Source organism: Cyclobacteriaceae bacterium, from assembly GCA_013141055.1.
Lineage (GTDB): Bacteria > Bacteroidota > Bacteroidia > Cytophagales > Cyclobacteriaceae > ELB16-189.
The window spans coordinates 2,602,233-2,625,000 of the sequence record JABFRS010000001.1; the positions used below are offsets into that span (position 1 = coordinate 2,602,233).

Genomic DNA, 22,768 nt, shown 5'->3' on the forward strand with positions numbered 1-22,768 from the left:
AAATAAGGAGAGCAGACCTTTAAAATAAATTAAATTCGATAAAACACCCTTGTAAAAGTTCAAATTCCGTCTACTTTTAAAGATCAGAAGATTTTACTCTGGTAATTATTTTTAATGTACGACAGTAAAAGCGAATCAGAGCAGAAAAGAAAAGTACTGATCAACAGGCTTTCCATCCTTATTTTTTTCCTCACCACTATTTACTTTTTCCTGGACTGGTGGCTTGAGATCCATGCTCAGCCATTTATTTATTTCAGCTTCTTCTCCTTTTCGTTGATAACACTTTTTCTGAATCGTGTTGGCAAGCCTGCTTCAGCAAAGGCAATTAGTCTGATTGCATTCAACGCAATGATCTACGTGGTGGCCTCAAGTGAGCCCTACGATACTGGAATTCATCTTTATTTCTTTGCAGCCGGAGCGGTTGCTCTTACCATTTATGATTTTCAGAACTGGCCCAAGTCATTATTCTTTGCATCTCTTTCGATCCTACTTAATATTCTTGTTTACCTAACAGACTATTCAGTCATTGAACACAGAAATTTTTCGTTGGAAAATGCCAAGATCTTTTTTGTAATCAATGCAACCATTAATGGCGCTGTTTGTATTTATTCTTTTTTGCTATTCTCAAAGCTTAACTATCAGGTAGAAAAAAACCTTGTAGAAAATGAAAGAACAATTCTGGAGCAAAACCAGCAATTGGTTAAAGCTAACAAGGAACTGGATCGGTTTGTCTATAGCGTTTCTCATGACCTGAGAGCTCCACTCAGCTCGCTTTCCGGATTAATTCATTTGACTGAAAAGTCGAATGATAGAAAAGAAACAATGGAATACCTCGATTTGATGAAGGGCAGGATTGCAAAGCTGGAAATATTTATTCGCGATATCATTGACTTCTCACGCAATGCCCGTTCTGAAGTCAGACTCGAACCAGTTAATCTTAAAGACCTTATTTTCGAAACTTTTGAGTCACTTAAATTTATCAGTGGCGCTGAGACCATGGCCTTACAGGACCACACACAGATATCTGAGGTGATTTTAGTGGATAAGACCCGCCTTCAGATCGTTCTTTATAATTTAATATCAAATGCGATCAGGTATCGTAAGGAGAGAAATGATGTATGCTATATTAAAATTACAAGTCATCAGGCAAATGAACAATTGTCGTTGCACTTTGAAGATAATGGCATTGGAATAGATCCTGTTCATCAGCCGAAAGTGTTTGATATGTTTTACAGAGCATCTGAAAGTTCAAAGGGTAGTGGCCTGGGCCTTTATATTGTAAAAGAGACGGTTGAAAAACTCGGTGGTACCATCTCTCTTCAGTCGGTGCTGGGAGAGGGGACAAAATTCACACTCGCCCTTCCTGTCCAAAGAAATTAAGGCCCCTGTTTCCCATCTGAAATTTGAAAGTATCTTTGCGGCTTATGGCGCAACCAGACGATAATATTCTTAAAAAAGTAGTGTCCCATGCTAAGGAGTATGGGTTTGTATTTCCTTCCAGTGAAATCTATGACGGCTTAGGTGGCATCTATGACTATGGTCAGAATGGTGTTGAGTTAAAAAACAACATCAAGGAATACTGGTGGAGGTTTATGACAAGCCTTCACGAAAATATTGTTGGACTGGATTCAGCAATCTTCATGCATCCAACGATTTGGAAAGCTTCCGGTCACGTGGATGCTTTTAATGATCCTATGATCGACAACAGGGATTCTAAAAAAAGATACCGGGCTGATGTGCTGGTGGAGGATGCCATTAGTAAAATCGAAGAGAAGATCGACAAGGAAGTTGAAAAGGCCTTTAAAAGATTTGGAGATTCGTTTGATAAAGCAATGTTCATCGCCACTAACCCACGGGTGATGGAGTATCAGAAAAAGGCGGATGAGGCCAATGAGCGTCTCAAAAACGCCATGAATGACAACAACATGGAGGCTATGAGACAATTGGTAATTGATCTTGAAGTCGCCGATCCTGTCTCCGGAACAAAAAACTGGACGGATGTACGCCAGTTTAATCTGATGTTCTCAACAGAAATGGGATCTGTTGCAGAAGAAGCAAATACTATTTTTTTAAGACCTGAAACTGCTCAGGGTATTTTTGTTAATTTTTTAAATGTGCAGAAGACCGGTCGGATGAAAATTCCTTTTGGGATTGCCCAGATTGGAAAAGCCTTTCGGAATGAAATTGTTGCACGACAGTTCATTTTCCGCATGCGTGAATTCGAGCAAATGGAAATGCAATTCTTTGTGAAGCCAGGTGAGGAAATGAAATGGTATGAATTCTGGAAGGAAAAAAGAATGAAGTGGCATCAGGCTTTAGGCTTTGGTAAGGAAAATTATCGCTTTCATGATCATGCCAATCTTGCCTTTTATGCAAATGCGGCAACCGATATTCAATTTAACTTTCCAATGGGATTCAAAGAGCTTGAGGGCATTCATTCCCGTACCAATCATGATTTGAAACGTCATGAGGAGTTTTCCGGAAAGAAAATGCAATACTTTGATTCAGAAGATAATCAGAACTTTATTCCATTCGTTGTGGAAACTTCTGTCGGTCTTGACAGAATGTTCCTGTCTATTCTTGCCAGTTCTTATGTTGAAGAAAAACTGGAGGATGGAAGTGAGCGTACGGTTCTTAGAATTCCTGCGGCTCTTGCACCCAATAAGGTCGCGATTCTTCCATTAATGAAGAAGGATGGCCTTCCGGAAAAAGCTGAAGCGATCATGAACGATCTTAAGTTTGACTTCCGTTGCTACTACGAGGACAAGGATACTATTGGAAAGCGTTATCGGAGAATGGATGCTATTGGTACTCCTTTCTGCATAACGATCGATCATCAGACACTGCAGGATGATACTGTTACAATACGCCATCGCGATACGATGAAACAGGATCGCATCAAAATAACAGAGATTAAAACTGTCATTGAAAAAGAATGCTCAATTAATAATCTATTAAGGTCGATTTAAATTTTAAAATTTCAGCATCATGAATCAGCCTCTAAATAAGAATATTTTCTTTGTTAAAGAGCATGTCAAGGTCTTCAAGGCTTCTAATAGTTTTGATGTTCTGGATCCGGAATCCAAAGAGATTGTAATGGAATGCAGGGAAGAGAACCTGGGTATCTTCACCAAGATATTTCGATTTACAGATTTGAAAAGAGCGACGCCATTCAATATGGTGATCAAGACTCCCGGAGGTCAGAAAATTCTTACAGTTCGCCGCGGGATCTCACTTTTTCTGTCTGAAGTAGATGTCCTTGACGAAAATGAAATGCTAATCGGCAGGTTCAAACAAAAGTTTCTTTCAATTGGCGGGAAGTTTGAAGTACTTGATGCTAATGGTACGTCACTTTGCATGCTGAAAGGAAAATGGACAAGCTGGGATTTTAAATTCGTTGCTAATGATGGAAAAGAATTTGCAACGGTTACAAAAAAATGGAGCGGATTGGGAAAGGAGTTATTCACCACGGCAGACAATTATATCCTTCAGATAAGTTCTGAAGTGCCAGCCGATCATGCTTTGAGGAAACTTATTTTATCCGCCGTAATGTGCATTGATCTGGTGTTGAAGGAATAGTAAAATTTTACAAGTCAATCTTTTTATTAATTTTACACGCTTAAGGGGTGCCAATAACAACGGGCTGAGATTATACCCATAGAACCTGATGCCGGTAATGCGGACGAAGGGAGGCAAGGTTAAACGTACGCGTGCGCATTCCCCGATGCGTAGCAGGTTTAAACCAAATTTTTAAAATGTTAAAATCTTTTATGGCAGCGTTGCTGCTCGTGCTGGCGTTAGACGCCCATGCACAGCTCAACATCAATGGAAAGGTCCGTGGTGCAAAGGACAATGTTCTTCTTATCGGTGCAACCATCCAACTCGATGGGAATGCTGTATTCACTATTACAGATGAATTTGGAGCATTCAGTCTTGTCAACATTGCTCCCGGAAATCATGTTTTAAGAGTCCGATTTCTTGGCTATGAAGAAAAATCGCAAAACTTTGATCTTCAAAAGAGTATCGATCTTGATATTACTCTGGAAGAATCTTCCGTGCTGACAGATGAGGTTATTGTCACGGCTACCCGCGCAAATGAGAAAACACCGACAACATTCACGAACATCAATGCACAATCCATCCAGAAACAGAATTTTGGTCAGGATCTTCCGATCATTCTTAACTGGACTCCATCCGTAGTCACTACTTCCGACGCAGGAGGCGGTGTTGGGTATACGGGCATCCGGATTCGCGGAAGTGATGCTACCCGTGTGAATGTGACCATCAATGGAATTCCCTACAATGACAGTGAGTCGCAACAAACCTATTGGGTTGATGTGCCTGATATTGCTTCATCCACCCAAAGCGTTCAAATTCAAAGAGGAGTAGGGACATCAACCAATGGTGCAAGTGCATTTGGTGCAAGTGTCAATGTTCAAACGAATTCACTAAAAGCAGATCCTTACACAGACTTCATAACAGCCTTTGGATCTTTCAATACTCAGCGTTATACCTTCCGTGCGGGTACAGGATTGATAAATGATCGATGGGCATTTGATGGAAAGGTCTCTAAAATAACTTCTGATGGTTACGTCGATCGTGCATCTTCGGACCTCGGATCATACTATCTCAGCGGAGGTTTTTATGGAAAGAGAACGATTGTCAAAGCAATAGTCTTTGGGGGAAGTGAAAAAACGTATCAATCCTGGTACGGTGTCGATGAAGAAACCCTGGCCACAAATCGAACCATGAATTATGCCGGAGCGATCTATGCCGCAGATGGGACGATCTCCCGCTACTATGACAATCAGGTAGATGACTATAAGCAGGACAATTATCAATTGCATATTTCACATCAGCTCGGTCAGTATTGGAATGCCAATGTTGCGATGCACTACACATACGGCCGGGGTTTTTACGAACAATACAATCAGGGCGAAAGCTTTGCTGGTATGGGTTTGCCTGATATACTTCTGAAGGACACAACGCTCACCAGCAGCGATGTAATAGTGCGCAAGTGGCTTGATAATAAATTCTATGGAGCGACATATTCGTTTAATTATTCTAAGGATAGGAATACTATTGTTGTAGGTGGAGCTTACAATCAATATGCTCACGCCAGGCATTTTGGAGAGATCGTATGGTCAGAATATGCCGGAGTAATTCCTGTTCGATACAATTATTATCAAGGTCAGTCTCAAAAGAATGATTTCAATACGTATGTTAAATGGAATTATAATCTGACAAAGGAACTTAACACATTTGTTGATCTTCAGTATCGCCGTGTCGACTATCAGACTGCCGGTATTCGCGATGACCAAAGTCCATATGATGTTAATGAAAGCTTCAATTTTTTCAATCCTAAGTTCGGATTGAGCTATACGCTTTCAGAAAAGAGTGTTCTCTATGGCTCTTACGCTGTCTCGAATCGTGAACCAAACCGCTCAGATTATATTGATGGTGAAGTAAAGCCACGGTCTGAGCATCTTGAAAATCTCGAGATAGGATGGCGAAGAACAACTTCTGATTATGGGTTTGAGGCGAATTATTACTTGATGAATTACACGGATCAACTGGTTTTGACAGGAGCCCTTGATAATACCGGAACACCGATTCGTGCTAATGTTGGGAAAAGCTATCGCACAGGAATTGAACTGTCGGGTATGATAAAGTTCTCAGATCGATTCTCCTGGAATTTAAACACCACCTTTAGTATAAGCAAGAATAAAGATTATGTGGATGATGCATTAATGGTAAGAAATACATCTATTATTCTTTCACCTGGTGTAATCGCAGGAAGTCAACTGACCTGGTCTCCTTTGCGGAATTTTCAGACCACCTTGCTGTCAAAATATGTCGGCAAGCAATACCTGGATAATAATGAAAATGAAAACCTAAAGCTGGCAGATTATTTTATAAATGATCTTCGATTAGCATATCAGATCTTTCCGAAAGGAATGAAGGAAATTGGATTAAGTTTTCTGGCCAATAATCTTTTTGATGTTAAGTATTCCTCTAATGGGGCAGCTTATGGAAGCACTGCGTACTACTATCCACAGGCAGGAAGGAACTTTATGGTTATGATAACAATGAAATTCTGAAACTGAGAAACTGACGGGTGATTGAAAAATTACCTGTCAGTTCTTTTGATCCCAGAGATAAACCGATCCTTCCCATCAAGATCTTTGACAATCTCAGCTTCAAATCCTGCTGATTGAAATAACTCCAATGTTTCTTTGCCAAACCGCTCATTAATCTCTGTCATTAGCATTCCACCTGATTTTAATGATCTTTTTGAATGCTCTGTCAATGCCCTATGAAAAATCAATGCATCATCGTTTGGTACAAAAAGAGCAAGTGATGGCTCGTAATTCACAACGTTTTCATGAAGTGTATTCTTTTCGTTCTCCAGTATGTATGGTGGATTACTCACAATGACATCAAGAGAATCCTTAGGCAAGAATTCACTAAGGACATCTCTTTTATAAAATTCTATGGATGCGTTAAGTTGTTTCGCATTTTTTTTTGCGATGATCAAAGCTTGTTCACTGATATCTGTTGCTGAAACATGAGAGGATTTAACCTCCAGCGAAAGTGTTATTCCAATGCAGCCGCTGCCAGTTCCAATATCCAGAATTGAGATTTCGTCAGCGCGATCTTTCATAAAAGAAAGAACGGAATCAATCATTATTTCTGTCTCCGGACGAGGAATCAAGACAGCCGGATTTACAATGAATCGCCTTCCATAAAATTCAGATTCTCCCAACACATATTGAAGTGGCTCATTTTTGTTCAATCGTCTGATAATGGAATTGAAATTTGATCGATCGAATTCCACTTCTTTGCCGCTCATTACATGGATCGGCCGCAGTTTTAATTGATTCTCCAGCACCCAAAAGATCATTGCTTCTTTTTCAGCTTGATTGGCGTCAACATTTAACTCACTCAGAAGTTCCTGAAAAAGGATTTTTGAATTGATCAGCATCTCTGCAATGGTAATAATCATTTTGCAGATCACCGCGTACTCATTTTGTTTTTTAGCTTTATGCTTTTGTTTTTTATCTGTGACTCACGAAGAACATTTTATGCAACGTGCACTGGATCTCGCTCGGTTGGGCATGGGAAAGGTCAGTCCAAACCCTTTGGTAGGGTGTGTCATTGTATTGAATGATAAAATTATTGGTGAAGGGTGGCACGATATCTATGGCGGACCACATGCAGAAGTAAATGCGGTTTCATCAGTTGCTGATAAAACGAGCCTTTCTGAGGCTACTGTTTATGTTAATCTTGAGCCATGCGCACACCATGGAAAAACTCCACCTTGTGCAGACATGCTGATTAATCATAAGGTCAAGAAAGTAGTCATCGCCAACATAGATCCCTTTGAAAAAGTAGCTGGTAAGGGTATTGATAAACTTAGGAGTGCAGGCATCGAAGTTGTCACAGGTATTTTGAATGAAAAAGGACATGAATTAAATAAACGATTTTTCACTTTCGTGAACATTAAGCGACCCTACATCATTCTTAAATGGGCAGAAACACTGGATGGTTTCATAGCTCGTGAGAATTATGATTCAAAGTGGATCAGCAATGCTTCGTCGCGACAGCTTGTTCATCGATGGCGTTCTGAAGAGGATGCAATTCTTATTGGAACCAACACTGCTCTACATGATAATCCAAAATTGAACGTGCGTGAATGGTCAGGAAGAAATCCAATCAGGATAGTAATTGATCGCCATCTAAGATTAAATTCTGATTTAAAACTCTTTGACGGATCTCAATTGACTCTTTGCTACAACACTGTTCGTAGTGGAGAAAGTAAGAATCTGTTCTTTATAAAACTTTCTGAAAGGGATTTTATAAGTGGAGTAATAAATGATTTATTTAATCGAAGCATTCAATCAGTGATTGTAGAAGGCGGTACGAAAACACTGGAAGCATTCATAGCAGGGAATACCTGGGATGAAGCCAGGGTATTTCGTTCGTCGAAAACTTTTGAACTTGGAATCGCAGCTCCGTCATTAAAGGGAAAACTGATCACAGAGCAGAAAATTGAATCAGATACTCTTTCTGTTTATTACAATAGCACTAAAATTTGATAATAACTTTCAAACCCAGGCCAGAAAGAAAATAATTTGTTCTTGGCCGGAAAGCGGTGTTATGCTTTCTATTATAAATATTCAAAGCATTTTCTGAATGACGTTTAAATGCCTTGTCAAGAGGGATTACAGCAATTAATAAAAGTGCGGCACCCCCTGCAGCAAGGCCCCATTCCGGTTGACCCCCAGCAATGGCAGTGCCAACAGGGAATCCAATCAACGCTCCGCCGATGAAGCCTATAACTCCTGAGGCACCATAATTTGATTTTGCCTTTTTAAATTCTGCCAATGCCTCAGCATCATTTTTCATGATATCCAGAACCTGCTTTGGACTGACGATGAAGACAGAGGTATCTTTTTTATATTCAAACCTGGCACCACCAAAAGTTTTGTGCATGATCAGTGAGTCAACCTGACCCACTGAAGAAAAGCTAATGCCAAATGATAAAACGCAAAGAACAAAAAGATGTCTTTTCATGCTTAGAAGTAATATTATAGAAAATTTAAAATTGATTATGCCATCCTCTTTGCAACCTCATCCCAATTCACAACATTCCACCAACTCGCGATGTAGTCTGGACGTTTGTTTTGATATTTAAGATAGTATGCATGCTCCCATACATCAAGACAAAGTAAAGGCGTTCCTTTTAGGTCGCTAACATCCATCATTGGATTATCCTGATTAGGTGTTGATCCGATCTTGAGCTTTCCTCCATCATTTACCAGCCATGCCCAGCCAGATCCGAATCTCGTTATGCCCGCTTGAGAAAACTGTTCTTTGAATTTGTCCATTGAGCCAAATGCCGCATTAATAGCTTCCGATACTTTACCATTGACAGACCCGCCGGAAGGTTTCATGACCTGCCAGAAGAAATTGTGATTCCATGAACCACCACCGTTGTTGCGGGCTTTTGCTGAGAGCTTCGATGTATTGGCGAAGAAATCTTTTTCATTCGAATATGTGATGTTCTCTGCTATGATAGCCTCATTAACATTCTTTATGTAAGCAGCGTGATGTTTGGAGTAATGAATCTCCATGGTCATAGCATCAATGTTCGGTTCGAGAGCAGCATAAGTATAAGGCAGAGGAATTTGAGCGAACTTTAATCCCGTTTCGGCGCCAGTAGCATAATCACTGTTGAGCATTAAAGATGATCCAACAGCCGTTACTGTTGACATCTTAATAAACTGTCTTCTATCAATGTTTTTCATGATGAACGTTGTTTTTAGTTTCCTATACAAATATTAGGCCTAATGCGGGTTGTAGGAAAGATAGGTTTGGCTTAAACGGCAGAATCTGCCTTTTCAAGCAAGGTAAATTTACCCAAAAATTTTTAGCTTAGTGTATTAAATAGCCCCATTATGGCAGATAAATTATACGACCAAATCCCCTCACTTGATCTGGCTGATTTTACAAGCGGTGATCCAGTAAAGAAGAAAAAATTTGTAGAAGATCTTGGAGCGGCTTACAACAGCATTGGATTTGTTGCTATCCGCAATCATTATTTGACAGATGAACTCTCTGAGAAACTGTATGATACCATTAAGAAATTCTTCAGTTTCCCGGATGAAGCGAAAAAGAAGTATGAAATCCCTGAGCTTGCCGGACAGCGTGGATACATTGGCAAGGGAAAGGAACATGCCAAGGGAAGAAATACTGGCGATTTAAAAGAATTTTATCACGTCGGCCAAACGGTTGAAGATGATGATCCGATTAAAAAGGAATATCCTGAAAATATATGGCCGAAGGAGCTGCCGGCTTTAGAGGAAGTTGGTACCGAAGTTTATCGACGCCTTGAAAAGACGGGAGTCTTGATGTTGCGGGCCATTGCCCTTTATCTTCATTTGCCTGAGAACTATTTCGATGCAAAAGTCAGACATGGCAACAGTATCCTGAGACCCATTCATTATTATCCAATTGAAAATCCGGATTCAGTTCCTGCTGATGCTGTTCGTGCAGCAGAGCATGGTGATATTAATCTTATCACTTTGCTGATGGGTGCCAGTGCTGATGGACTGCAGGTTTTAAGGAGAGACGGAAAATGGATCCCTATCACCGCATTGCCCGATCAGCTTGTTGTAAATGTTGGAGACATGCTTGAGCGATTGACCAATAAAAAACTTAAGTCAACGATTCACCGAGTGGTAAATCCTCCTCGTGAGTTGATGAACAGGCCCAGGTATTCCATACCATTCTTTATGCATCCCAGAAGTGAAATGAGTCTTGCTGCGATTCCTGAATGTGTCGACAAGGATCATCCAAAGCTCTGGGAGGATACCACCGCAGGAGATTTCCTCAATCAACGTCTGAAAGAGATCGGCCTTAAGAAATAATCGAAAGCCTTGTATCAACGCGTCAGTTATCTTGCTTTTCTAAAAGATGTACTGATACTTTCTGTAAGTACGTTTGGAGGACCCCAGGCTCATTTCGCATACTTTCTGAAAATACTTGTTCAGAAGAGAAAATATCTTTCAGAAGAAGATCTGATTGAAATAAATTCTCTTTGTCAGGTGTTGCCTGGACCTACATCAACTCAGACTCTTACTGCTATCGGTTTTAAGATCGGCGGTCCCAATCTTGCATACCTGACTTTGCTTATCTGGATTTTGCCGGCCGTGATACTGATGACACTGGCAGCAATCATTATGGAGATCTTTCAGGATCGTAATATATCTCTTGAATTTACCCGATTTGTTCCTGCAATGGCGGTCGGCTTTGTAAGCTATGCTGCCTACACCATGAGTGTGAAGACAATTCATACGCGTACAGGAATTATCCTGATGATACTGGCAGCAGTGTTGTCTTATTTTATTCGGTCTCCAATCTTTTATCCGGCCGCGCTTGTTGTCGCTGGAGTAATCACTTCCTTTAAGTACAAGGATCAGCCAAAAGAGGATAAGATTCCAATTCGCATACGATGGGAGAATTTTATTCTCTGGGCCGGAGTATTGGTGCTTGCCGCTTCTCTGGGAGCGTTCACTCATAATCTGCCGATTCGATTATTTGAGAACTTCTACCGAAATGGAAGTTTGATATTTGGTGGAGGCCAGGTCTTAACACCTCTTTTGTATACTGAATTTGTTGAACTTAAAGACTATCTCACGCCTCTGGAATTCCTTTCGGGATATGCAATTGCCCAATCTTTGCCTGGCCCTGTCTTTTCTTTCAGCGCTTACATTGGAGCACTTTCAATGAAGGAAATGGGCACAGGAGGCATGATCGCAGGTGGGTTTATCTCAGCTGCAGGGATCTTTTTACCGGGTACATTCCTGATATTCTTTCTTATCCGCTTCTGGGATAGCTTAAAAAAATTCAGAGCTGTCCGTGCATCTCTGGAAGGAATCACTGCCGCAAGCGCAGGACTGGTAGCTGCTGCTGCAATATTTCTGTTTCAGCCACTGGATAATGAAATTGTTACCTATGCTTTTACAATCGGAACTTTCATTCTTCTGACATTCAAAAGAATCCCTTCAGGATTGATCATTGCTCTCGGACTGTTACTGGGATATATTTTTTAATAAGTCTGCTTCATTGAATCGAAGCAGACTTAATCTCTATTTAATCTAACCGGAAAGTTATAGGAAGAGTAAATCTCTGCTTCACAGGTTTGCCTCTTTGTTTACCTGGATTCCAGGCCGGAGATAATTTTATAATCCTGACAGCCTCTTCATCACATCCGCCACCAATTCCTTTAAGCACCTTGAAATCGGAAAGCGTACCATCTCTTGCGATCACAAATTGAACGAACACCTTTCCTTCGATTGTGGCTCGCTTCGCTTGTGATGGATACTGTATATTCTCACCAATGCTTTTATAGAATTCTTTGAATCCGTTTTTCGGCGTGGCGGACACTTCAACAATATCCCATGGAAGATCTTCTGTTTTTTCTGGTTCGTCTATTGCAATAGCGGGAATGGCGATGGTCTCAGGAGAATCTTCAGGATCAAGATCAAAAATGGGCGATTCGATCAATTCAGTCTCTGGTGTTTCAACGAGAATAACATTTTTAGCAGGAATGGGAGCTGGTGGTGTTGGATCTGTAGGGATAACTTCGGTCCAATCCATTGGAACATCCTGATTCCTTTCTGTTATAACAGCAAAGCTTTCTTCCTGTTGCCACTCAAAGGCCATCACAGCCAATGACATTGCAATCAGTAAGCCGATACTAAAGAAGTACCCTGACTTCTTTGTGAGATCTACCGAGGGATTCTTTTTTGTTTCCATAGTGCGTAGGATTTATTTATCATAATCCTTTCATGATTGTCCCGTCACGGAAATCTGAAATTTATTTGTGCTTTAGTGAGAGATCATTAAACAAAAAGACCTGCCTCATTTCTGAAGCAGGTCTCTTGTTAAAGTCTGATGGATGATTATCCTAATTTGAAAATGATAGGAAGTGTGTAGCGTTGCTTTACAGCCTTACCACGCTGCTTACCTGGATTCCAGTTTGGGGCAGATTGAATAATTCTGACAGCTTCTTCATCACATCCTGCACCAATTCCCTTGATTGCTTTTACATCTGAAAGAGTTCCATCCTTGTTGATGACGAACTCAACGAATACACGTCCTTCAATACCCATGCGTCGTGCTTGCGCAGGATACTTGATCTTTTCACCTACGTATTTATAGAAAGCCTGCATTCCACCTTTTGGAGTTGCAGATTCTTCTACGACTGTGAAAATTTCGTCTGTTTCTTCTTTAGCTTCTTCAGCCTGAACAACAATCGCTTCAACCTTCGTATCGTCGGTTACTTCAACGTCAAGATTTACTTTGATATCGTCCTTGATTTCTTCTTCATCGGGTACCTCAACTACCACAGGTTGTTGAATAACAGGAGCTGGGGGAGGTGGCTGTTCTGTTGGCGGAACTTCCATCGTTTCTTCAAACGTATTGGTGCTCTTTCCGGCAAGATCAGCAATGCTGTCTTCATAACTCTTCCACTCAAAGGCTGTTAGAACAAGCCCCATTGTGATAAGAAGACCTATACTGAAGAAAAAGCTGCTTTTTTTCGTCAAGTCTGCTTTTTCGGTCTTTTTCGCTTCCATACAGTTTCACGGTTTAGGATTTCAAATATAGCAACAGAATCCACTTTTGGCCAGATAGTCACAGAAAATCAAAGAAATATGGGAAAATAATCAGCGCCGGCTGCCGTAAAACAGGGAGAAATATACGGTAGGAAACAAGTTTGAATTTGTTGTAGTGGGCATTAAGACGATTGTCTTGAAATAGGTATCCAGAAGAAATCCCACTTCAAAACCTGTAACGGAACTCTTGGTAGTGCCAAGCTCAAAATTTACACCCGCCTTTACATTTACCCCTAACTGAATATCGGATTCTCCAAGACCCTGGAATAAATTTCCAGTGCCCAGAATAGCTCCAAATCCATGAGCAGGATTGGCTGGATCGTATTGTTCTTTTACGGTCTGGAAAGCACTATTATCAACAGATCTTTCGATGTAATAAGGGGCCACAAAGCCAATCGATGGGCCAATAGCAGTAACCAATTTGATTTCAACACCCTGCTGAGGGGCCTTTGTAAAGACAATCAGATCCCGTCCATATTGTAAGCGAAGGGCATAGAGATAATTACTCTTGCCATAGATAAAGTAATTCCCTGTGTAACGTGAGCTTTTTCTCACTTCCTGAGAATGCTTGACATTCATAATCTCCAACCCAAATGTTTCCAACATCCGATCGTTGAGCTTTCTCGCTTTTTTGAAGATAAATCCACCGATTAATCCACCGGATGAATTCTTATTAATAGCCCAGGTAAATTCTGAATTGTACTCATAACTGTCCTGTGTTTGCGCCATCGCTCCGGCTGAAAAGCCTACTACCAGAAGCGTGAGTAAAAACCATTTTGGCGCAAAAAACTTCATTTTGAATACTTTAGGCTAAATTTAATCGATAAAAGCACAACACAAAAAATTTTAGCATTTTCCTTATGCCATCAATGACCAGTGAATACCTCGGCTCACTTCGCACAGAAAACACACATTTACTTTCCGGCACCAAAATCATCACTGACGCGCCACCGGATAATAACGGAAAAGGAGAGGCATTTAGTCCAACCGATCTGGTTTGTGCAGCATTAAATAGTTGCATGATGACTCTCATGGGAATTCAGGCTTCCAAAGAAAATATTGACCTCACCGGATTAAAATCCGACATCACTAAAGTTATGGTTTCCGGTCCAAGAAAGATCTCTGAAATTCATATCAACTTTGTGCATCCCAATCTTCAGGCAACTGAAGTTCAAAAGCAGAAACTTAAAAATGCAGCTCATACATGCCCGGTTGCCCTTAGCATTTCTGATGGGATCAAACAGGTGATCACCTTTAATTTCTAAGAATCTGTTTTTTCTTTTCTCGCTGCAACAAGATTTTGATAGCTGATATCAAAATGTGAAGTATGATATACGTCACGCCCCATTTCAATCAGCATTACCTGGGGAGATTCATGCTCAATGGAAAAAGCTTTGGCAACCTGATTGGACACCTCGCGGAACTTCAAAAGATCAAGATAGTAAGGAACAACACCTGACATTTGATCAGTATTCCAGTTTCTCTCCAATCGGTCCAGAACTGCACGACTGATTGAACAACTTGTGCTATGTTTGAAAATTAATACCTGATTTGTTTTTGATTCGTCCTTGATCTTTTCAATCTGATCAACAGATTCCAGTTTTTGCCACTCCATCTTTTAAAGAATTAATCGTTCCACATTCCCTTTTCGCGTTTATCGTAACGTGGCTTCTGAAGTTTTTCTTTCAGATTTTCAGGCTGCGTTTCGTTCTTGCGGAAAAGTTTTCCCCACATCAACTTCACATTCATTAAAAGAGTTCGTTCTCCCTTTACATTATCCTCGTATCCATGAGCAAACTGGGCATCCGGATGTAAACGACTTCCACTGTATTTATGCATTTTAACATTACCCTGGTAGTCACTGATTCTTGCAAAAGCCTTTCCTGGTGCTCTTACTTTTAGGGATTCTTTTGAGCTGCTTGGATTATGTTTATAGTCCCAGTATTGTTTCATGCTTTTAGAATACTCACTCGCCTTTACAGTTGCTTTGGACGGAGCAATTCCTGGAAGAGAGTTCTTTGCAGCATTTGGTTTTTTCTGATAGTCACCCTGACGCACTTTGATTTGTAAACCTGTGACCATGTAGGATGTCTTGTCAGGTCTTTGCTTCTTCAATGATTCTTTGGATGCATTTGGATTTTGAATGTAGTTCTTCTTGAATCTTGACAAAGCGATTCTACCTGAGTAATTGATTTCATCAGAGCCGAGAGGCGTAGATAAAACAGGTTTGTCGTTGTTATTTCTTGGTTGATTGCTAACACTGCCGCCACCTTTTTCCGGCTTCTTGAATTTTATATTTCCTGAATAGTTTCCTCCCTGTGTTGTTTTTGGTGGCGTTCCTATCAATGGCTTGTTGCTGTTAAGCTTTCCGCTAACGCTACCTCCACCTTTTTCAATTCTTCCACGCTTTAAGTGTCCTGCAAAATTTACCCCCTGTGGAGTGAATCCAATGATGTTCGACGTTTTTATTCTGCCGGAGGAACCGAGTCCATCGGTTGATATGCCTCGTACACTACTTCTTTTAATATTTCCTGAAGAGCCAACTCCTTGTTCAGAAAATCCTCTCTTCCTCAAATTCCCAGCATAGCCAAGGCCCTCATTCGAATAACCACGCTGACTGCTTCTTTTGATTCTTCCGGAATAATTAACTCCATCCGTTGAGAATCCTCTCTTTCTTAAATTTCCAGCATAACCCAGACCTTCTGTTGAGAATCCGCGCTGACTACTTCTCTTGATTCTTCCGGAATAGTTTACGCCATCCGTTGAGAATCCTCTCCTTCTTAAATTTCCTGCATAACCTAACCCTTCAGTAGAGAATCCCTGGCGACTGCTTCTTTTGATTCTTCCGGAATAATTAACTCCATCCGTTGAGAATCCTCTCTTCCTTAGATTTCCTGCATAACCCAGCCCATCCGTTGAAAATCTCCGCTGGCTGTTTCTCTTGATCCTTCCGGAATAGTTTACACCTTCAGTTGAAAATCCTCTTAACCTGTTCTGCTTAATGTTGCCTGAATAGTTTGCTCCTTCGGTAGAGAATCCTCTTAGTCTATTGCGTTTGATGTTGCCTGAGTAATTAGCTCCCTCTGTAGATATACCTCGTTGACTGCTTCTTTTTATCCTTCCTGAATAATTCACACCATCAGTAGAAAATCCGCGAAGACGATTTCTTCTAATGTTGCCGGAATAATTTGTACCCTGCTGTGAGAACCCTCCACGTCGACGAATGTTTCCGCTAAAACCTGCTGCAAAACTTCCCGGACCACCACCAAATGGCTTGACACCTTTCCTGACTTTTCCGTTTATGTTTCTGTTGTAAACTTTGGATGGCACTGAACTGAGTTGAGCTTGCTCACCTCTTTTTGTCCCTGTTTGAAAGCCACTTCCGGGAACTTTTCCTGATCTCCCCATCTTATTTGAGATCGAAAGTTTTCTTGGAAAAACAAATCTGCCAGCAACCTCTTTTCTTCCTCTTGCAGATCTCCTAAGACGCCATCCTGCTATATCTCCTTTTTTCCATCGCCCACCTTGACTGCCGGAAACATAACCGCCGGTTTGAACTTTATTAGCGCGATCACCCGATGGTTTTCTTCCAAAGAAATTCAAGGTATCTCTACCGACGAGGCCAGCGGGCATCGTTCTGAAATTTTTTGTACGTAAAGGTCCGCCTGTTATATCCTTAAGAAATGGCTTCTCCTTCTTTGAATACTTTCCCCAATAAACATTTCTCTTACCACGCTTGATAAAAAGTCTGCTAACGGATGCCGGAATGATATTTCCTTCCGAACCACCGGTAAGTGGTCTTCGGGAATTTCTTGCCGCCTGACCAATCTCTCTTCCATTTGAAAATGGAGTTTGCTTTTTTGTTGGATGTCTCTTGTAAGAAGAAACATAACGTCCCTTCTGTGAAAAGGTATTTCTCACAGAGCCAGTTGCACTTTGATTTTTTATTGGACGATTATCAAGCCCACCCTTCCATGCCTTTTCTTTATAACGAGGTTGATGTTCTACAAATCTCTTTCCCTTAATGGTACGGGAATAGGTCGGCGGTCTTTTGCTTGGTTGTTTTCTTGCGTAACGAACATAAGGACCTTTTTGAGGATAAACATTTGTTCTTGCCGCATCATTTCGTCCAGGCTTTATTCTTTTGATTGGGTAACCAGAAACATCCCCTTTCCATGCCTGGGTCTTGCTCTCTCTTGGCGATTGCGAAAAAGTTCTTCCTCTGGGCTTTGCAGCTCTTTCTTTATTTCTGCTTCTGTTTGAATACGGTGACGTTTGTGGATATCGGTTTGCCCGGTTGGCGGAAGACTGATCTTTTGTTCTAAGTCGTCGGTTAGCAATATCTCTGGTTCTTCCTTTTTCTTTCTTTTTAACAGATTTTCCTCTTGTTTCCCTGACCTGTCTTTGATTTTTGACAGGCTTGTCGCCCTTCGTATTCTGACCAAAAGAATAAGTTGATAGAAAAAGCATTAGCACTGAAAATCCGATGAACTTCAGTGCCCTTGAAAAGAAGGGAGCGCTATGGATGAGGTGCAGTTTCAAAAATCAAAATGAAAACAGGCTAAGATAGCAAAAAATCAACTTCTTTTCCCTTTAGCCTCTCTGGTAACGCTCTGAGGGTGAGGTTTATGATGTGAGAGGTTGAAGGGAATATGTGATATTTTTTAAGATCAATATTGTAGAAGCTCTTCAATTTTGTTTTGTAATCGTACAGGGGGAAGAAAGTTCTTCTCAAGCGTTGGAGCAAACGGAATCGGAGTATCAAGACTTGCAACACGGCAAACCGGAGCATCCAGATATTCAAACAGATTTTCGTTGATCCATGCCGAAATCTCGGCGCCGATTCCTCCTGTGAGCGTGTCTTCGTGGAGGACCAGTATGCGATTTGTTTTTTTAACTGTCACTTCTACCGATTCTTTGTCCCAGGGAAGAAGAGTCCGAAGATCAAGAATGTCGGCATGAATATTTGGCATCCCATCCATTACTTCCTTGGCCCAATGAACTCCCATTCCATAAGTGATAATGGTAAGATCTGAACCTTCACGAACCAATTTTGCTTTGCCAATTTCAATTGTATAATAATCATCGGGTATAACATCCTTTATGGATCGATACAGCAGTTTGTGTTCAAAATATAAATAAGGATTCGGGTCTTCAATTGCTGCACATAGCAATCCTTTTGCGTCATAAGGATTAGATGGATAGACTATTTTTAAACCAGGCGTATGAAAGAACCATGCCTCATTGCTTTGTGAATGAAAAGGTCCTGCTGCTGTACCTGCACCCGTTGGCATTCTCACCACGACATCTGCTTTCTGACCCCATCGCCAATGAGCCTTTGCAAGATTGTTGACTATCTGATTGAATCCTTCCGTTACGAAATCTGCGAATTGCATTTCAACCATGGCTTTCATGCCCTTAATAGAAAGCCCGAGTCCAGCACCTACAATCGCTGATTCACAAATAGGAGTATTCCGAACGCGATCTTTCCCAAATTTTTCTACAAAGCCATCTGTGATTTTGAATACTCCACCGTACTCCGCAATATCCTGACCCATTAACACAAGATTATCATGTTGTTCCATACTCTGACGAAGTCCGTCGCTGATGGCATCGATAAATCTTTTTTCAGATTTTATTTCTGTTGTTGGCTGAATGATCGTTTGTGAAAATTCTGCATAGACATCATTAACTTCATCTTTAGTGCTTGCTTCGGGATGTGTTTCCTTAAAAGTTTCTTCAAGCCCAGTGTCAATCTCTTTTTTAATTTTTTTTCGCAGATCGTCCGCAAATTTTTTATCGATCACCTTTTCTTCGAGCAAGTAACTTTCGTAATTGGATAATGGATCTTTGGCAGCCCATTCTTCCATCAGTTTCTTAGGAACATATTTTGTACCCGATGCTTCTTCATGACCTCTCATGCGAAACGTAAGACACTCCAGTAAAATGGGCCTTGGTTTTTTACGAATATTCTCTGCTAGTGACTTTACGGTATCATAAACTTCAAGGAGATTATTTCCGTCTACCTGAACCCCCTCAATACCATATCCGATGGCTTTGTCAATAAAATTCTTGCAACGGAATTGTTCATTGCTTGGAGTAGAAAGTCCGTAGCCATTATTTTCAATCAAAAAGATAACTGGCAAATCCCACACAGCTGCGACATTGATGGCTTCATGAAAATCACCTTCGCTTGTTCCGCCATCTCCATTAAAAACAACCGTGATCTTTTTTTCTTTTTTTAGTTTGGAAGCTAAGGCAATCCCATCAGCGACACCATTTTGTGGACCCAGGTGTGAGATCATCCCAACGATATGATGCTCGTTTGTGCCAAAATGAAAAGAACGATCACGACCTTTCGTATAGCCGCTCATTGTTCCCTGCCACTGCGCAAACAATTTTGCAAATGGTAATTTCCTACCCGTGAAGACTCCAAGATTTCGATGCATCGGAAGAATATACTCGTCTTTCTCCAATGCTTGTGTAACGCCTACTGAGATTGCTTCTTGACCAATTCCACTAAACCACTTGCTGATTTTGTTTTGCCTTAGCAGAATGAGCATTTTCTCTTCAATCATGCGAGGCCACAACAACTCTTCATAAAGTTGTTTGAGAAGAGTATCGGAGTATTTTTTCCTTTCGAATTTCATAGATGTAATTCGTTACAAAGAAAAGGAATTATTTATATGGATGATGAGGAGTCAGATGTGCTTTAAAGGCAATAAACCTTCTCTATTGAATGAATTTTGCTTTCAAGGCAGGTGTAGGGAGCATACACTCATCCTTCTTGCCAAAGAGCATGTATCTGTTTTTTGAGATCAATTGATAAAAGAAGTCCCTTAGAAATCGGGGCAAGATCATAAAGACATACATCAATGAATAAGCTCCATTTAATCTTCTAAGAATTCTTAAGACAGCTGTAGATTGAGAGTAAAGTTGGTTGTTCTCAATCAGCACAACTGTGGAGAGACTCTTTTCTGAATAGTTATATTTCTTCAACAATGCTTGTCCGGCTTCTGATTGAAGTGATCCGAATTTTAATTTATTTTCTGTATCTCTGAGAATAAGAAAGTTTACAAACCCATTGCAGAGATTACAGACTCCATCAAAAAGGACAATGGATTTTTCTTCCATCTACTTCGGTTTTTTATATAACGGAACGGTGCTGCAAGGCTCACCATAAAGAATGCTGCTGGCCAATGGCCGTAATCGAAGAGCGGCTTCTACGTAAGCGGATTCAGGTACATGAACATCGCTGCATCCTTTGATCACAACTTTCGCTCCTCTGAATTTTTCCCAGTCCGTCTTGTCCAGAATTTCTTTATACAGTTGTGATAATAAAGTGTTACGATCGCCAAAGACCACTTTCAATGCAAAGGGCTCAAGCGCAATGCCAAGAAGCATGTAGGCCCAGGTTGGAATAACTGCATCTTCTGAGCAGAAAACGGCAACATTTTTATTTTGATATTGTTGCCAGTAGTGAGCCTTGATAAAATCCCGAAGATCTTTTTCACGAAGGATCAACCCTTGATAAAGAATATCCTTCAGGTCGATTTGAGTGACCTCACCTATTGGAAAAAGTTCTTCAAGATTAAGGGTGACTAACGAACTTGAAGCTACTCGATTGATAATTTCATCTTGTTCCATGGCAAAAGGTCAACGTTTATTGTGAAACACGAATCACTTCAGTTTAGTTTTCGCTACAAATTCTTTTAGATAATTTGGCTCAAACAAGGTAAGATCTTCGAATTGCTTATTCAGAAATTTGTCATAGGAAATCTTTCCCATATTGGCAGCCGAGAGGAAAATGTTGTCGAGAAAGACTGCATTGCTGTGCGTAATAACTGTTTTGCACTTGGCGGCTCCATCCCCAAAAAAAGATATTGTTTTATTACTTAAGATATTACCAAAACTTGATTCGTCTATAATTTTTGCCTGCGTATCCTCTGTAATATTTAAAGATTGATCGAGGAGACTGCAATAAACTTCCATTCTTCGGGCATCAATCATTGGACACAGGAGTTCGGTGGTAATTTTTTCATTTACAGCGGCTGCTAGAATCACTAGTGAGTCAATAGTGATAAGGGGAACGTCCCATCCGTAACACAGACCCTTTGCGGTAGCAACACCAATGCGAATTCCAGTATATGATCCCGGCCCACCGGAAACGCAAACAGCATCAATATCATTTTTTGAAATGCCGGTTATGTTGAAAATTTCATCTATTTGAATAACAAGCTGACTGGCTGCGGACTGCGGAATATGAAGTTCTTTAACCTGAAGCAGTTTCCCGTTTTTATGAATTGCTGCAGAGCAAACTGAGCTCGAGGTTTCAATGCTAAGGATGATTGCCATTAATGAGGCAGCAAAAGTTTCTGATAAGCAGCCGGATCGTTTAATATCTTTTTGGCTTCAACTATTTCTTTGTCACGACCCAGAGCAATCTCAGCTCGGCCTCTATCTAAAGAATAGTGAAATGCAATTTCATCTTCCAGTATTTGCTGAATTTCATTTTTGAATTTAGATAAGTATACAGAATGGTTCTGGCCGATCTTTGTTTGAATGGTGGTGAGGCTAGCCTGAAGTTCATCATAATACCGTTCTGTCTTTGCGGCGGCAATTAAATTCTCAGCCTGCTTTTCAAGATCCGTGGAGTAAGTAAATTTTTGATCTTTCAGCCACAATTCAAATTGCTTATAGTCCGCATCGCTGAGGCGGAATGTTCGCATGTTGGATGCAGGTGCATGTTCATTGGAATACTTAGTAGCAAAATCAAAAACAAGTCCGGATCTCACAAGTTCAATAATTGCAGAACCCAACAAATCACTGGACACCGTAATGTCTGGATCTAGTCCGCCACCGTCATAAACAGTTCTTCCGTTTTTTGTTTTAAAAGCAGACTTCATCGAGTCTGAGAATTTCTCAACAGTGCCATCATTTTTACGGTGGGCATAATCAAGTGCTTGAATGCACCGTCCGCTTGGTATGTAATATTTTGCAGTAGTTACCTTAAGTTGTCCATTGTAAGCCAATGGACGGGTTGTTTGTACCAGACCTTTCCCAAATGTTTTCTGGCCAATGAGAACAGCACGATCATAATCTTGCAATGCCCCCGCTACAATCTCAGAGGCGGATGCGCTTCCGCCACTGGTTAAAACGACAATGGGAATCTGAGTGTCAGCAGGGTTATTAAGAGTAGTATAAGATTTATTCCAATCCTGAACTTTGCCTTTGGTGGCAACAACTTCTTTTCCTTTTTCGATAAAGAGATTTACAATGTTAATGGCCTCGTAAAGAAGACCTCCAGGATTATCACGAAGGTCAATAATCAGCTTTGTAACTCCTTGTTTCTTAAGACTGATCATCGCTTCTTCAATTTCCTTTGCAGCACCGGGAGTAAAATCGTCAAGTTTGATGTACCCTATTCCAGAATCAACGATTCCCTGATAGACCACATTGCTGATCTTTATTTTTTCTCTTTTGATTTTAAAGGAAATAGACTTTCCCATTCTGTCAACCACAAGATCCAGATCCGAGTTTGGACTTCCTTTTAATAAGGCACTAATCTCGCTGGTGGGCTTTCC

At 40.7% G+C, this 22,768-nt stretch carries 21 protein-coding genes and 1 riboswitch (1 of these 22 running past the window's edge); of the genes, 8 read left to right on the forward strand and 13 right to left on the reverse strand.

What is annotated here, in order from left to right:
• Nucleotides 1–114 precede the first annotated feature (114 nt).
• The 4 genes from HOP08_11725 to HOP08_11740 all read left to right on the forward strand — a co-directional run bounded on the left by HOP08_11725 (nucleotide 115) and on the right by HOP08_11740 (nucleotide 6,101).
• Nucleotides 115–1,380, forward strand: a complete 1,266-nt coding sequence (locus tag HOP08_11725; GenBank protein NOT75591.1) for a HAMP domain-containing histidine kinase — start codon at nucleotides 115–117, stop codon at nucleotides 1,378–1,380.
• 44 nt (nucleotides 1,381–1,424) lie between these two features.
• A complete protein-coding gene (locus tag HOP08_11730) occupies nucleotides 1,425–2,969 on the forward strand; it encodes a glycine--tRNA ligase (GenBank protein NOT75592.1) in 1,545 nt (514 codons plus the stop codon).
• A 19-nt stretch (nucleotides 2,970–2,988) separates the two neighbouring features.
• Complete coding sequence (locus HOP08_11735) at nucleotides 2,989–3,579, forward strand: RNAase (protein NOT75593.1); 591 nt, start codon at nucleotides 2,989–2,991, stop codon at nucleotides 3,577–3,579.
• A 33-nt stretch (nucleotides 3,580–3,612) separates the two neighbouring features.
• Nucleotides 3,613–3,706, forward strand: a riboswitch (TPP riboswitch).
• Nucleotides 3,707–3,755: 49 nt separating this feature from the next.
• Complete coding sequence (locus HOP08_11740; protein NOT75594.1) at nucleotides 3,756–6,101, forward strand: TonB-dependent receptor; 2,346 nt, start codon at nucleotides 3,756–3,758, stop codon at nucleotides 6,099–6,101.
• Between the two features lie 29 nt (nucleotides 6,102–6,130).
• Here HOP08_11740 and prmC read toward each other — a convergent pair whose 3' ends face one another.
• The gene (gene prmC, locus HOP08_11745; GenBank protein ID NOT75595.1) at nucleotides 6,131–7,006 is read right to left on the reverse strand and encodes a peptide chain release factor N(5)-glutamine methyltransferase; all 876 of its coding nucleotides are present in this window, start codon (nucleotides 7,004–7,006) and stop codon (nucleotides 6,131–6,133) included.
• A 58-nt stretch (nucleotides 7,007–7,064) separates the two neighbouring features.
• On the opposite strand from prmC, the gene ribD reads away from it, so the two are divergent.
• Nucleotides 7,065–8,099, forward strand: a complete 1,035-nt coding sequence (gene ribD / locus HOP08_11750) for a bifunctional diaminohydroxyphosphoribosylaminopyrimidine deaminase/5-amino-6-(5-phosphoribosylamino)uracil reductase RibD (protein ID NOT75596.1) — start codon at nucleotides 7,065–7,067, stop codon at nucleotides 8,097–8,099.
• Here ribD and HOP08_11755 read toward each other — a convergent pair.
• Both HOP08_11755 and HOP08_11760 read right to left on the reverse strand, forming a co-directional pair.
• Nucleotides 8,089–8,577 (reverse strand): hypothetical protein, encoded by a 489-nt coding sequence (locus HOP08_11755; protein NOT75597.1) that lies wholly within the window; start codon nucleotides 8,575–8,577, stop codon nucleotides 8,089–8,091. The genes ribD and HOP08_11755 overlap by 11 nt on opposite strands.
• A 35-nt stretch (nucleotides 8,578–8,612) precedes the next feature.
• Complete coding sequence (locus tag HOP08_11760) at nucleotides 8,613–9,311, reverse strand: superoxide dismutase (GenBank protein ID NOT75598.1); 699 nt, start codon at nucleotides 9,309–9,311, stop codon at nucleotides 8,613–8,615.
• A 150-nt stretch (nucleotides 9,312–9,461) separates the two neighbouring features.
• Here HOP08_11760 and HOP08_11765 point away from each other — a divergent pair, with 150 nt between their 5' ends.
• A complete protein-coding gene (locus HOP08_11765) occupies nucleotides 9,462–10,433 on the forward strand; it encodes an isopenicillin N synthase family oxygenase (protein ID NOT75599.1) in 972 nt (323 codons plus the stop codon).
• Between the two features lie 9 nt (nucleotides 10,434–10,442).
• Nucleotides 10,443–11,618, forward strand: coding sequence for a chromate efflux transporter (chrA, locus tag HOP08_11770; GenBank protein ID NOT75600.1), 1,176 nt, complete (start codon nucleotides 10,443–10,445; stop codon nucleotides 11,616–11,618).
• A gap of 40 nt (nucleotides 11,619–11,658) precedes the next feature.
• Here the strand turns inward: chrA and HOP08_11775 are convergent, their stop codons facing one another.
• The 3 genes from HOP08_11775 to HOP08_11785 all read right to left on the reverse strand — a co-directional run bounded on the left by HOP08_11775 (nucleotide 11,659) and on the right by HOP08_11785 (nucleotide 13,913).
• On the reverse strand, nucleotides 11,659–12,324 hold the full coding sequence (locus HOP08_11775) for a TonB family protein (protein ID NOT75601.1): 666 nt from the start codon (nucleotides 12,322–12,324) through the stop codon (nucleotides 11,659–11,661).
• Nucleotides 12,325–12,470: 146 nt separating this feature from the next.
• A complete protein-coding gene (locus tag HOP08_11780; GenBank protein ID NOT75602.1) occupies nucleotides 12,471–13,145 on the reverse strand; it encodes a TonB family protein in 675 nt (224 codons plus the stop codon).
• A 90-nt stretch (nucleotides 13,146–13,235) separates the two neighbouring features.
• The gene (locus HOP08_11785; protein NOT75603.1) at nucleotides 13,236–13,913 is read right to left on the reverse strand and encodes a hypothetical protein; all 678 of its coding nucleotides are present in this window, start codon (nucleotides 13,911–13,913) and stop codon (nucleotides 13,236–13,238) included.
• A gap of 131 nt (nucleotides 13,914–14,044) precedes the next feature.
• Between HOP08_11785 and HOP08_11790 the strand changes: the two genes are divergently transcribed.
• Nucleotides 14,045–14,449, forward strand: a complete 405-nt coding sequence (locus HOP08_11790) for an OsmC family protein (protein NOT75604.1) — start codon at nucleotides 14,045–14,047, stop codon at nucleotides 14,447–14,449.
• Here the strand turns inward: HOP08_11790 and ytxJ are convergent.
• The 7 genes from ytxJ to HOP08_11825 all read right to left on the reverse strand — a co-directional run.
• Nucleotides 14,446–14,799, reverse strand: coding sequence for a bacillithiol system redox-active protein YtxJ (gene ytxJ / locus HOP08_11795; GenBank protein ID NOT75605.1), 354 nt, complete (start codon nucleotides 14,797–14,799; stop codon nucleotides 14,446–14,448). The genes HOP08_11790 and ytxJ overlap by 4 nt on opposite strands.
• An 11-nt stretch (nucleotides 14,800–14,810) precedes the next feature.
• On the reverse strand, nucleotides 14,811–17,726 hold the full coding sequence (locus HOP08_11800; GenBank protein NOT75606.1) for a hypothetical protein: 2,916 nt from the start codon (nucleotides 17,724–17,726) through the stop codon (nucleotides 14,811–14,813).
• Nucleotides 17,727–17,854: 128 nt separating this feature from the next.
• On the reverse strand, nucleotides 17,855–19,834 hold the full coding sequence (locus tag HOP08_11805; protein NOT75607.1) for a dehydrogenase: 1,980 nt from the start codon (nucleotides 19,832–19,834) through the stop codon (nucleotides 17,855–17,857).
• An 82-nt stretch (nucleotides 19,835–19,916) separates the two neighbouring features.
• Nucleotides 19,917–20,318, reverse strand: a complete 402-nt coding sequence (locus HOP08_11810; GenBank protein ID NOT75608.1) for a thiol-disulfide oxidoreductase DCC family protein — start codon at nucleotides 20,316–20,318, stop codon at nucleotides 19,917–19,919.
• The gene (locus HOP08_11815; GenBank protein ID NOT75609.1) at nucleotides 20,319–20,831 is read right to left on the reverse strand and encodes a DUF2480 family protein; all 513 of its coding nucleotides are present in this window, start codon (nucleotides 20,829–20,831) and stop codon (nucleotides 20,319–20,321) included.
• A gap of 33 nt (nucleotides 20,832–20,864) precedes the next feature.
• Nucleotides 20,865–21,539: a tRNA (adenosine(37)-N6)-threonylcarbamoyltransferase complex dimerization subunit type 1 TsaB gene (gene tsaB / locus HOP08_11820; GenBank protein ID NOT75610.1), complete on the reverse strand. Its 675-nt coding sequence runs from the start codon at nucleotides 21,537–21,539 to the stop codon at nucleotides 20,865–20,867.
• A protein-coding gene (locus tag HOP08_11825; GenBank protein ID NOT75611.1) for a S41 family peptidase crosses the window boundary here: on the reverse strand, nucleotides 21,539–22,768 show its 3' portion. Its footprint extends 414 nt past the window's final position; only the last 1,230 of its 1,644 coding nucleotides appear in the window; its start codon lies beyond the right edge, outside the window — the gene reads right to left on this strand; it ends in the stop codon at nucleotides 21,539–21,541. Before HOP08_11825 ends, tsaB begins: the two co-directional genes overlap by 1 nt.

What these genes read in the sequence shown, in the direction of transcription:
- HOP08_11725 (NOT75591.1), top strand. Translation starts at nt 115, where the DNA reads ATGTACGACAGTAAAAGCGAATCAGAGCAGAAAAGAAAAGTACTGATC.
- HOP08_11730 (NOT75592.1), top strand. Translation starts at nt 1,425, where the DNA reads ATGGCGCAACCAGACGATAATATTCTTAAAAAAGTAGTGTCCCATGCT.
- HOP08_11735 (NOT75593.1), top strand. Translation starts at nt 2,989, where the DNA reads ATGAATCAGCCTCTAAATAAGAATATTTTCTTTGTTAAAGAGCATGTC.
- HOP08_11740 (NOT75594.1), top strand. Translation starts at nt 3,756, where the DNA reads ATGTTAAAATCTTTTATGGCAGCGTTGCTGCTCGTGCTGGCGTTAGAC.
- prmC (NOT75595.1), bottom strand. Translation starts at nt 7,006, where the DNA reads ATGATTATTACCATTGCAGAGATGCTGATCAATTCAAAAATCCTTTTT.
- HOP08_11755 (NOT75597.1), bottom strand. Translation starts at nt 8,577, where the DNA reads ATGAAAAGACATCTTTTTGTTCTTTGCGTTTTATCATTTGGCATTAGC.
- HOP08_11760 (NOT75598.1), bottom strand. Translation starts at nt 9,311, where the DNA reads ATGAAAAACATTGATAGAAGACAGTTTATTAAGATGTCAACAGTAACG.
- HOP08_11765 (NOT75599.1), top strand. Translation starts at nt 9,462, where the DNA reads ATGGCAGATAAATTATACGACCAAATCCCCTCACTTGATCTGGCTGAT.
- HOP08_11775 (NOT75601.1), bottom strand. Translation starts at nt 12,324, where the DNA reads ATGGAAACAAAAAAGAATCCCTCGGTAGATCTCACAAAGAAGTCAGGG.
- HOP08_11780 (NOT75602.1), bottom strand. Translation starts at nt 13,145, where the DNA reads ATGGAAGCGAAAAAGACCGAAAAAGCAGACTTGACGAAAAAAAGCAGC.
- HOP08_11785 (NOT75603.1), bottom strand. Translation starts at nt 13,913, where the DNA reads ATGGCGCAAACACAGGACAGTTATGAGTACAATTCAGAATTTACCTGG.
- HOP08_11790 (NOT75604.1), top strand. Translation starts at nt 14,045, where the DNA reads ATGCCATCAATGACCAGTGAATACCTCGGCTCACTTCGCACAGAAAAC.
- ytxJ (NOT75605.1), bottom strand. Translation starts at nt 14,799, where the DNA reads ATGGAGTGGCAAAAACTGGAATCTGTTGATCAGATTGAAAAGATCAAG.
- HOP08_11805 (NOT75607.1), bottom strand. Translation starts at nt 19,834, where the DNA reads ATGAAATTCGAAAGGAAAAAATACTCCGATACTCTTCTCAAACAACTT.
- HOP08_11810 (NOT75608.1), bottom strand. Translation starts at nt 20,318, where the DNA reads ATGGAAGAAAAATCCATTGTCCTTTTTGATGGAGTCTGTAATCTCTGC.
- HOP08_11815 (NOT75609.1), bottom strand. Translation starts at nt 20,831, where the DNA reads ATGGAACAAGATGAAATTATCAATCGAGTAGCTTCAAGTTCGTTAGTC.
- tsaB (NOT75610.1), bottom strand. Translation starts at nt 21,539, where the DNA reads ATGGCAATCATCCTTAGCATTGAAACCTCGAGCTCAGTTTGCTCTGCA.